Below are 9,288 nucleotides of genomic sequence, written 5' to 3'. Positions count from 1 at the left end.
GCCCGTCGTGGTGCGCAACGGGGTGGTGCGGCTGGAGCGCAACTGGCGCTTCGACGGCACGATCGCGGACTTCGCGGCGGCCGTGCAGGGCGACGATCCCGACGCCGCCGTCGCGCTGCTGCGCCGCGGCGCGGCCGACCTGTCCTTCGTCGACGGCGACGCGGCCGAGCTCGAGCCGCGCCGGCTGGACACGTTCCGCCAGGACGTGACCCGGGCCGCGGTGGACGTGATCGGGGCCGCCGAGGCCGGGGACGCCGAGCAGGCGTTGCGGGTGCTCGACGACCATCGCGTCCTCTGCGCGCACCGCCGCGGCCCGCACGGGGTGACCCGGTGGACCGCGGAGATCGAGCGATGGATCGAGACCGAGCGCCCCGGCTTCGCCGCCGAGGCCCCCTGGTACCCGGGCCGCCCGCTGCTGGTCACCACGAACGACTACGACCTGGGCCTGTTCAACGGTGACACCGGCGTCGTGGTCCGGACCGCGTCGGGGCGCCGCGCGGTGTTCGCCAGGGACAACGCTCCTGTCGCATTCGAACCGGCACGCCTCGGCGGCGTCGGCACCGTCCACGCGATGACGGTGCACCGCAGCCAGGGCAGCCAGTTCAAGCGGATCACCGTGGTGCTGCCGCCCGCGGACTCGCCCCTGATGACCCGCGAGCTGCTCTACACCGCCGTCACCCGGGCCAAGGAGTCCGTGCGGATCATCGGCACCGAGGAGGCGGTACGCGCCGCGATCGGCCGCCCGGCCGGCCGCGCGAGCGGCCTGCAGCAGCGGCTCGGGACCTGATGTCCCGAGCCGGCGTGGGCACCGTCACGCGGCGGGCGGGGCCTGCTGCTTCTGCCTGCGGCTCGCCTGGACCGACACGAACACGACCAGCGCCAGGCTGATCCACAACGCGTACTTGTCGACGGCGAGCACCACGTCGACGGCGTCCTGCCCGAGGCCGAACCCGAGCCCGGCGACGAGCCCGGTGATCAGCGCGGCGCCGATCGCGTCGAAGAGCAGGAACGTCGCGAGCCGCATCCTCCCCAGTCCGGCGACCGCGAACACCGCGGCGGCCGGGATGCCGGGCAGCGCGGCCGCGACGACGGCGATCGGCATCGCCCACCGCGGCCAGCTGCGGATCCGGCCGACGAACCGCTTCGCGAGGTCACCGGGCGCCCACAGCGCGACGATCTTCTCGCCCCACCGGCGCCCGGCCAGCCAGAACAGCCAGTCGAACTTGATCATTCCGAACACCCCGGCGGTGATGACGACCCACAGGTCCGCCTCGCCGATCCGGGCGAACGCCGCGCCCGCGCCGACCGCGGAGAGGCTGCCGGTGACCGCGGCGAGCCACACCGGGTGCGACGCCAGCAGGAACGGCCGCAGCGGCATCGTCACCAGCATGAACACGAGCAGGCCGAGCGTGGAGAAGACGAGCACCTTGTCGCCGCGCGACATCGGGTGGTCCCACGGCATCGCGTCGCGCCAGGCCTGCTTGCCCGCCTCGATCTCCTCCGGGCTGTAGTCGCGCCGCCACCACCGGGTCCGTGCGGGAGCCGCTCCGGGGTCGGCCGGGGCGGATCCGTCCCCGTGGTCCGCGGCGGACCCGCCGTCCCCCGTCGGTGCGGCCCGCCGGGTGTGGTCGCTCGTCATCGTCGTCCCCCTCGTCCGATGGCGTTCCATCGGAACACGACCCTAGGCGGGCCGGGGTACGGCCAGATCCGCAGCGAGGACGAGATGCCCACCGTCCCCGTCCTCGTCCGGGCGGAGGAGGACACCGCTCGGCGGCGGGCCGCGGCGCGGCTACGCTCGCGCCCGTGCCGCCGTCCGTCACACCGGCCGACGGGCCGTCGCTCGACGCCCCCGTCACCCTGCGCCCGTTGGTGCGGGCCGACCTGGCCCTCCTGCGGCGCTGGCTGGCCGCGCCGCACGTGCACCGGTGGTGGTTCCACGAGACCACCGACGAGGCGCTCGAACGCGACTTCGGGGCGGGGCTGCGCGGGGAGGAACCGGGCGAGGACCTCGTCGCCGAGCTCGGTGGTGTCCCGGTCGGGCTCGTCCAGCGCGCCCGCTGGCACGACTACCCCGAGGAGGTCGCCGCGATCGCGCCGATCCTGACGATCCCGGACGGTGCGCTGACCGTCGACTACCTCATCGGGCCGGTGGAGCTGACCGGGCGCGGGCTGGGCCCGCGGATCATCGCCGCCGCCGTCGCCGAGGGCTGGGAGCGTTACCCGGAGGCGACGGCGGTGGTCGTCCCGGTCGCGGCGGGCAACCGCGCGTCGTGCCGGGCGCTGGAGAAGGCCGGTTTCCGCCGGGTCGCGACCGGCGAGCTGCCCCCGGACAACCCGGCCGACCCTCCGCTGGCCCACGTGCACCGGCTCGACCGGCCAGCCCGTCTGGGATGATCCCCGCGTGCCTCCCGTGACCAGCGCCGGACTCCTGCTGCACCGGGCCGGGCCGGGCGGCCCTGAGGTGCTGCTCGGCCACATGGGTGGGCCGTTCTGGGCCCGCAAGGACGACCATGCCTGGTCGATGCCCAAGGGCGAGCACGGCCCCGATGAGAACCCGCTCGACGCCGCCCGCCGCGAGTTCACCGAGGAGATCGGCGCCCCGCCGCCCGACGGCGAGCCGGTCGGGCTCGGCACGGTCCGCCAGTCCCGCAAGACCGTCACCGCCTTCGCGCTGGACGGGTCCGGCTTCACCGGCGCCGACGCCGTCGCCGACCGTCCCGACGACGGCAGCTGGGTCGAGCTGGAGTGGCCGCCCCGCTCCGGGCGCACCCTCCGCTTCCCCGAGCTGGACCGCGCGGCGTGGTTCGACCTCACCACCGCCCGGGAGAAGATCGTGAAGGGGCAGGTGCCGCTGCTGGACAGGTTGGCCGAGCTGCTCGGCGGGTAGTCGACCGCCATGGCGAGCAGCATCAAGGACGACGAGATGTACGAGCGCCTCCGCGAGGAGGGCAACTCCAAGGAGAAGTCCGCGCGGATCGCGAACGCCGCGGCCGCCGAGGGACGCGACACCGTCGGCAAGCGGGGCGGCGAGCACGGAGACTACGAGAACCAGACCAAGGACGAGCTCTACGCCCAGGCGCAGAAGGTCGGCATCGAGGGCCGCTCGGACATGACCAAGGACGAGCTGATCGAGGCCCTGCGGAAGCACTGACCGGCGGCCTGGCAGGGTCGCGGGCATGAGCCGCCGCCACGACCACGACGCCGGGGGCGACCCCGGGACCCTCGCCCGCAAGGCCGAGCTGCGCGACGAGGTGTGGACCGCGCTGACCGAGCAGAAGGCCGCGCGGTTCCCCGGGGCGCGCAACCGGATCTCGAACTTCGTCGGGGCCGAGGCCGCGGCGCGCCGGCTGCGCGAGCTCGACGTGTGGCGGGCCGGCCGCACCGTGAAGTCCAACCCGGACTCCGCGCAGCTCCCGGTGCGCCGGTACGCGCTGGAGGACGGTAAGACCGTCTACATGGCCGTCCCGAAGCTGGCCGAGGCCGACCCGTTCTTCCTGCTCGACCCGGACGATCTCGCCGACCCGCCGCGCCTGGCGGTGTCGATCAAGAACGCCACCCGGTCGGCGCGCCGGGTCGCCGTCGCGGACCTGGAGCCGGTCGACCTCGTCGTCACCGGCTGCGTCGCGGTCGGCGCCGACGGGGCGCGGCTGGGCAAGGGCGGCGGGTTCGCCGACCTGGAGTTCGCACTGGCCCGCGAGGCCGGACTGATCTCCGACGACACGCTGGTCGTCACCACGGTCCACGAGCTGCAGCTACGCGACGCCGGGGTGATCCCGTGGGCCTCGCACGACGCCCCGGTGGACCTGGTCGTCACCCCGGACCGAGTGGTCGACTGCCGCGAGCACCGGCGGTCCCGCCCGGACGGCGGCATCGTCTGGGACTCGCTCACCGAGGACAAGATCGCGGCCATCCCGCTGCTGGGACGGCTGCGCGAGGAGGCACGCACATGAGGATCGCCTGCGAGCGCGGGGACATCACCGAGGCCCGGGTCGATGCCGTCGTCAACGCCGCCAACTCCGGTCTGCGTGGTGGGGGAGGCGTCGACGGCGCCATCCACCGGCGCGGCGGGCCCGCGATCCTCGCCGAGTGCGAGCGGCTGCGCGCCGGCGACCTGCCCGACGGGCTCCCCACCGGCCACGCCGTCGCGACGACCGCCGGCGACCTGCCCGCCCGCTGGGTGATCCACACCGTCGGGCCGGTGTACGCGAAGCGGGAGGACCGCTCGGCGCTGCTGGCGAGCGCCTACCGCGAGTCGCTGCGGGTCGCCGACTCCCTCGGCGCCCGGACCGTCGCGTTCCCCGCCGTCTCGGCCGGGATCTACGGGTGGCCGCTCGACGACGCCGCCCGGATCGCGGTCGCCACCGTCCGGGAGGTCGCCGCGACGGGCACCGCGGTGGCCGAGGTCCGGTTCGTCCTGTTCAGCGACGACGTCCTCGCCGCGTTCGAGACCGCCCTAGGCTGACCCCATGATCACCGTGAACGGCCACACCCCGCAGGTCCACGAGCAGGCCTGGGTGGCGCCAGGCGCCGTGCTCGCCGGCGAGGTGAGCGTCGGTCCGGAGACCGGGATCTGGTACACGTGCGTGGTCCGGGCCGACCTCGCACCGATCACCCTCGGCGCCCGCACGAACGTCCAGGACGGCTCCGTCCTGCACGCCGACCCCGGCTTCCCGGCGACGATCGGCGACGGCGTCACCATCGGCCACCGCGCGGTCGTGCACGGCTGCACCGTGGAGGACGACGTGTTGATCGGCATGGGCGCGGTACTCATGAACGGGGTGCACGTCGGCGCCGGGTCGCTGATCGCCGCGGGTGCGGTGCTCACCCAGGGCACGGTGGTGCCGCCCGGGTCGCTGGTCGCCGGGGTCCCGGGGAAGGTGCGTCGCGAGCTCGGCGAGGCCGAACGGAACTCGATCCCGCTGTCGGCCGCCGCCTACGTCCACCTGCTGGGCCTGTACCGCGACGCGAACGCCTGACCCACCGGTCGCCGGTGCCCCGGCCCCACACGATCCGGTCCCCCGGTCACCGGCCCGCCGGGCCACTCGCGGCCCCGCACACCGGTCCGCTCGCCGGGCCGGAGAACGCGCGCCCGATCGAGCGCGCGTTCTCCGGTTCGGCGCACATGAACGGGACGCGGGACCGGCGCCTGGACCGGCCGCGGGAGCGACGCGTGAACGGAGCGACGCGTCGACCGGGGCGACGGATGCGGGATGACCGGAGGACTGCGGCGTCAGCGCCCGGTCAGCCGGGCGGCGAGCGTAGCGACGCCGTCCCCCGTCAGCCGGTCCAGCACGGCCGGGCGTCCGCAGGCGGCCAGCAGGACGTCGACGCCGTGTCCCCGGACCTCCGCGCCCTCGCCCCGCGCGAACCCGGCGTCGTCGGCGACGAACCGCAGGCCCGCCGGCCGGCACCGGGTGGTGAACCCGAGCGGGACCGTCCCGACCACGAAGTCGAGCGCGATGCGCACGTCGACGGGGTCGGGGTCGAACGGCAGCCCGAGCGGGACGGTGACGTCGGCGGTGTGCACGATCGCGTCGGTCATCGGGCCCCGCGCACCGATGCCGGGCGGGGCGAAGGAGCTGTCGGCACGGTCGCGCAGGACCGCGACCAGCTCCTCGACCGGGCGGGCGGCGTCCCGCCGCGCGGCCCGGTCGACCGCCCGGTCCACGTTCCCGCGCGCCCGCAGCACCTGGACCAGGAACGACGGCACCGTCGTGGTCAGCGCGGACACCAGGTGCCCGGCGACGGTCCGCACGTCCCACCCGGCGCACAGGCTCGGCGCCGCGAGCTGCGCGGCGTCGAGTGAGGAGACGAGGTCGGCGAACTCGCGACGGTACCGGGCGGACACCGCGACGACGGCGGCGTCGGGCAGGTCGGAGGTGGTCACGGCGGTGAGCCTAGGCAGGTCCGACCCGGCCGTGGAAGGCGCGGATGTGCGCCTCGATCCGGTCCGCGGCCAGCGTCTCGTCGCCGTCGGCGAGCGCCGCGTGGATCTCCCGATGCTCGGCCCGCAGCCGCTCGCGCAGCGCGGGCCAGTCCCCCTGGGTCTGCATCGCGTCGAGCAGCATCCCGCGCACCGACTCCCGGATCGCCCGGGTCAGCTCCCCCACCAGGCGGTTCCCGGCCGCCGCGGCGATCGCGACGTGGAAGGCGATGTCGGCGTCGCTGAAGGCGGCCGGGTCGAGGTCGTCGTCCATGACCTCCAGCGCGGCCGTCCACTCCAGCAGGTCCGACGCCGAGCGCCGGCGCGCGGCCAGCCCGGCGGAGAACCGCTCGAACATGACCCGGGCCTCGGTGACGTCGTCCACCGGGAACGAGTCGACCGCCAGGTGCAGGGCCAGCACCCGGCCGAGTGCCCGCGCCGGGGCCGGCACGACGACCGTCCCGGAGTCCGCGCCGGTGCCCACCTGCGAGCGGATCACGCCCTGGGCCTGCAGCACCCGCAGTGCCTCGCGGACCGCCTGGCGGGACGCGCCCAGCGTCGCGGCGAGCTCGCGCTCCGGCGGCAGCCGGTCCCCCGGGCGCCACTCGCCACTCGTCAGGCGCTCCTCGACGTGGGCGAGCACCATCTCGTGGGCGGCGGGAACACGCACGTCGTCCTCCTGCTTGTGTGTGGTCCGACCATACCGCTACCTTGGTCGGACCACACCCTCCGTCCCACCACTTCACCGGAGGCGCCATGCCGATCCCCCGGCCCCGCGTCGGCCTCATGGTCACGTGTCTCAACGACGCCCTGTTCCCGGACACCGGCAGGGCCGTCGTGTCCCTGCTGCGCCGGCTCGGCGTCGACGTCGAGTTCCCCGCCGCGCAGACCTGCTGCGGGCAGCCGATGGTCAACACCGGCTACCTCGACGAGGCCGTCCCGCTCGTCCGCAACCACCTCGACGCCTTCGCCGGGTACGACGCGATCCTCGCGCCGTCCGGGTCGTGCGCGGGCTCGGTGCGCCACCAGCACGGCCTGGTCGCGCGCCGCTCCGGAGACCCGGGCCTGGTCCGCGGCGTCGAGTCCGCACCGCCGGTGTACGAGCTGAGCGAGTACCTGGTCGACGTCCTCGGCGTCGTCGACGTCGGGGCCTACTTCCCGCACCGCGTCACCTACCACCCGACCTGCCACTCGCTGCGGATGCTGGGGGTCGGCGACCGGCCGACCCGGCTGCTGCGCGCGGTCCGCGGGCTGACCCTGCTCGACCTGCCGGGCTCGGGCGAGTGCTGCGGGTTCGGCGGGACGTTCGCGGTGAAGAATTCCGAGACCTCGATCGCGATGGGCAACGACAAGGCCCGCCACGTCCGTTCGACCGGCGCGGAGGTGCTCGTCGCCGGGGACAACTCGTGCCTGATGCACGTGGGCGGGCTGCTGTCGCGGCAGCGGTCGGGGATGCGGGTCATGCACCTGGCCGAGGTGCTGGCGCAGACCGAGCCCGTGGTCGAGCGGCGCACCGAGCGGGCCGCGGACCCGACGAGCGTCGGCAGCGCGGTCCCGGACGCGACGACGGAGGCGGTCCGATGAGCGGCACGTTCCTCGGCACACCGGCGTTCCCGGCGGCGGCGCGCGCCGCACTGGAGGACTCCCAGCTGCGCCGCAACCTGGCCCACGCCACGTCCACCATCCGCACCAAGCGCGGCAACGTCGTCGGCGAGGTCGACGACTGGGAGCAGCTGCGCCTGGCCGGTGAGGCCATCAAGAACCGGGTGCTGCGGCACCTGCCCGACTACCTGGAGCAGCTGGAACGGTCGCTGACGGCGGCCGGCACCACCGTGCACTGGGCGCGCGACGCGGCCGAGGCGAACGCGGTCGTCGTCGACATCGCGCGGCGGCACGGCACCGACGAGGTCGTCAAGGTCAAGTCGATGGCCACCCAGGAGATCGACCTGAACTCAGCGCTGGAGGCCGCGGGCATCCACGCCTGGGAGACCGACCTCGCCGAGCTGATCGTGCAGCTCGGGGACGACCTGCCCAGCCACATCCTGGTCCCGGCGATCCACCGCAACCGCGCGGAGATCCGGGAGATCTTCCTGCGCGAGATGGGCCGCGCCGGGCGCGCCGCCCCGGCGGACCTGACCGACGAACCGGCGCGCCTGGCCGCCGCGGCCCGGGAGCACCTGCGGGAGAAGTTCCTGCGGGCGAAGGTGGCGGTCTCGGGGGCGAACTTCGCCGTCGCCGAGACCGGGACGCTCACCGTCGTCGAGTCCGAGGGCAACGGCCGGATGTGCCTGACCCTGCCCGAGGTGCTGGTGTCGGTGGTCGGGATCGAGAAGGTCCTGCCGACCTTCCAGGACCTGGACGTGATGCTGCAGCTGCTCCCCCGGTCCTCGACCGGGGAGCGGATGAACCCCTACACCTCCACCTGGACCGGGGTCACCCCCGGCGACGGGCCGCAGGAGGTGCACGTGGTTCTGCTGGACAACGGCCGCACCGACGTGCTCGCCGACCCGACCGGGCGGCAGGCGCTGCGCTGCATCCGCTGCTCGGCCTGTCTGAACGTGTGCCCGGTCTACGAGCGCACCGGCGGGCACGCCTACGGCTCGGTCTACCCGGGCCCGATCGGCGCGATCCTCACCCCGCAGCTGCGGGGGGTGGGCACCGACCCGCAGACCGACTCGCTGCCGTTCGCGTCCAGCCTGTGCGGGGCGTGTTTCGAGGTCTGCCCGGTCCGCATCGACATCCCCGAGGTGCTGGTGCACCTGCGCGCCGAGGTGGTCGACGCCCACCGGAAGGCGAGCCGCGTGCCGTCGGTGCAGGACGTCGCGATGAAGGCGGCGTCGTGGACGCTGTCCTCGGCCGCGCGCACCGGCGCGGCCGAACGCGTCGCCGGGATCGGCGGGAAGCTGGCCGGACGGCTGGGCCGCACCGCGCCCGGTGGGCGCAGCATCCTCGGTGCGGTCCCCGGCCCGGCGAGCGCCTGGTCCGACTCGCGCGACGTGCCGGTACCGGCGGCCGAGTCCTTCCGGGAGTGGTGGACCAGGACCGACGGCGGGCGGAGCCGGAGCGACAACACCGACGGCGGGCGGAGCCGGAGCGACGACACCGACGGCGGGCGCAGGAACGGGGACGGGGCATGAGCGCGCGCGAGGCGATCCTGGCGAAGGCCCGGCGGGCCCTGACCGACGTGCCCGACGTCGAGCCGGTGCTCGACGTCGAGGTGGTCCGGCCGGTCCCCGACCGGTCGCTGCCGCACGCGCAGGTCGTCGACCTGTTCGACGAGCGGGTCGCGGACTACCGCGCCGTCGTCGAGCGGGCGGACCCGGGCACCGCGGCGGCGCGGGTCGCCGGTGCCCTGGCCGGCCGGT

The 9,288-nt window shown here is 75.0% G+C and carries 12 protein-coding genes and 1 pseudogene; 10 read left to right on the top strand and 3 right to left on the bottom strand.

The genetic code is table 11. The features are described 5' to 3' along the window. Window positions 1–787, top strand: a 787-nt coding sequence (locus GTW08_RS27110; RefSeq protein ID WP_161152704.1) for an ATP-binding domain-containing protein, incomplete at its 5' end; no start/stop codon positions are given. A 24-nt stretch (window positions 788–811) separates the two neighbouring features. Here GTW08_RS27110 and GTW08_RS27105 read toward each other — a convergent pair. Further along, window positions 812–1,639 (bottom strand): DedA family protein, encoded by an 828-nt coding sequence (locus tag GTW08_RS27105; RefSeq protein ID WP_073574530.1) that lies wholly within the window; start codon window positions 1,637–1,639, stop codon window positions 812–814. A gap of 164 nt (window positions 1,640–1,803) precedes the next feature. Between GTW08_RS27105 and GTW08_RS27100 the strand changes: the two genes are divergently transcribed. From GTW08_RS27100 to GTW08_RS27075, 6 genes are read left to right on the top strand one after another with little or no spacing between them, the layout of a single operon-like run. After that, window positions 1,804–2,394 (top strand): GNAT family N-acetyltransferase, encoded by a 591-nt coding sequence (locus GTW08_RS27100; protein WP_073574529.1) that lies wholly within the window; start codon window positions 1,804–1,806, stop codon window positions 2,392–2,394. A gap of 7 nt (window positions 2,395–2,401) precedes the next feature. Continuing rightward, the gene (locus GTW08_RS27095; RefSeq protein ID WP_073574528.1) at window positions 2,402–2,887 is read left to right on the top strand and encodes an NUDIX domain-containing protein; all 486 of its coding nucleotides are present in this window, start codon (window positions 2,402–2,404) and stop codon (window positions 2,885–2,887) included. A 9-nt stretch (window positions 2,888–2,896) separates the two neighbouring features. After that, window positions 2,897–3,151: a DUF7218 family protein gene (locus GTW08_RS27090; RefSeq protein ID WP_073574527.1), complete on the top strand. Its 255-nt coding sequence runs from the start codon at window positions 2,897–2,899 to the stop codon at window positions 3,149–3,151. Between the two features lie 25 nt (window positions 3,152–3,176). Continuing rightward, window positions 3,177–3,950 carry a 5-formyltetrahydrofolate cyclo-ligase gene (locus GTW08_RS27085; protein ID WP_083658137.1) on the top strand — a complete coding sequence of 258 codons (774 nt, stop codon included), beginning with the start codon at window positions 3,177–3,179 and terminating at the stop codon, window positions 3,948–3,950. Continuing rightward, window positions 3,947–4,462 carry an O-acetyl-ADP-ribose deacetylase gene (locus GTW08_RS27080; RefSeq protein WP_073574526.1) on the top strand — a complete coding sequence of 172 codons (516 nt, stop codon included), beginning with the start codon at window positions 3,947–3,949 and terminating at the stop codon, window positions 4,460–4,462. Before GTW08_RS27085 ends, GTW08_RS27080 begins: the two co-directional genes overlap by 4 nt. Before the next feature lie 4 nt (window positions 4,463–4,466). Further along, entirely contained in the window at window positions 4,467–4,976 is a 510-nt protein-coding gene (locus GTW08_RS27075; RefSeq protein ID WP_073574525.1) for a gamma carbonic anhydrase family protein, read from the top strand. Between the two features lie 254 nt (window positions 4,977–5,230). Here the strand turns inward: GTW08_RS27075 and GTW08_RS27070 are convergent, their stop codons facing one another. Next, window positions 5,231–5,887: a maleylpyruvate isomerase family mycothiol-dependent enzyme gene (locus GTW08_RS27070; RefSeq protein ID WP_202417753.1), complete on the bottom strand. Its 657-nt coding sequence runs from the start codon at window positions 5,885–5,887 to the stop codon at window positions 5,231–5,233. Between the two features lie 10 nt (window positions 5,888–5,897). Beyond that, window positions 5,898–6,593: a FadR/GntR family transcriptional regulator gene (locus GTW08_RS27065; RefSeq protein WP_304580049.1), complete on the bottom strand. Its 696-nt coding sequence runs from the start codon at window positions 6,591–6,593 to the stop codon at window positions 5,898–5,900. Window positions 6,594–6,679: 86 nt separating this feature from the next. Here GTW08_RS27065 and GTW08_RS27060 point away from each other — a divergent pair, with 86 nt between their 5' ends. The 3 genes and pseudogenes from GTW08_RS27060 to GTW08_RS27050 all read left to right on the top strand — a co-directional run. Next, complete coding sequence (locus GTW08_RS27060) at window positions 6,680–7,507, top strand: (Fe-S)-binding protein (protein WP_167379045.1); 828 nt, start codon at window positions 6,680–6,682, stop codon at window positions 7,505–7,507. Beyond that, on the top strand, window positions 7,504–9,060 hold the full coding sequence (locus GTW08_RS27055; RefSeq protein ID WP_073574523.1) for a lactate utilization protein B: 1,557 nt from the start codon (window positions 7,504–7,506) through the stop codon (window positions 9,058–9,060). The genes GTW08_RS27060 and GTW08_RS27055 overlap by 4 nt, the downstream gene beginning before the upstream one ends. After that, window positions 9,057–9,288: pseudogene (locus tag GTW08_RS27050) on the top strand (lactate utilization protein C); the annotation flags it as partial. The gene GTW08_RS27055 and the pseudogene GTW08_RS27050, both read left to right, overlap by 4 nt.

The sequence above is a fragment of the Pseudonocardia sp. SID8383 genome (assembly GCF_009864975.1).
Classification (GTDB): Bacteria; Actinomycetota; Actinomycetes; order Mycobacteriales; family Pseudonocardiaceae; genus Pseudonocardia; species Pseudonocardia alni.
Note: the sequence above shows the minus strand (reverse complement) of the source record. Positions and strands in the feature narration are given on the sequence as shown.

What these genes read in the sequence shown, in the direction of transcription:
- GTW08_RS27105 (WP_073574530.1), bottom strand. Translation starts at nt 1,639, where the DNA reads ATGACGAGCGACCACACCCGGCGGGCCGCACCGACGGGGGACGGCGGG.
- GTW08_RS27090 (WP_073574527.1), top strand. Translation starts at nt 2,897, where the DNA reads ATGGCGAGCAGCATCAAGGACGACGAGATGTACGAGCGCCTCCGCGAG.
- GTW08_RS27085 (WP_083658137.1), top strand. Translation starts at nt 3,177, where the DNA reads ATGAGCCGCCGCCACGACCACGACGCCGGGGGCGACCCCGGGACCCTC.
- GTW08_RS27080 (WP_073574526.1), top strand. Translation starts at nt 3,947, where the DNA reads ATGAGGATCGCCTGCGAGCGCGGGGACATCACCGAGGCCCGGGTCGAT.
- GTW08_RS27075 (WP_073574525.1), top strand. Translation starts at nt 4,467, where the DNA reads ATGATCACCGTGAACGGCCACACCCCGCAGGTCCACGAGCAGGCCTGG.
- GTW08_RS27060 (WP_167379045.1), top strand. Translation starts at nt 6,680, where the DNA reads ATGCCGATCCCCCGGCCCCGCGTCGGCCTCATGGTCACGTGTCTCAAC.
- GTW08_RS27055 (WP_073574523.1), top strand. Translation starts at nt 7,504, where the DNA reads ATGAGCGGCACGTTCCTCGGCACACCGGCGTTCCCGGCGGCGGCGCGC.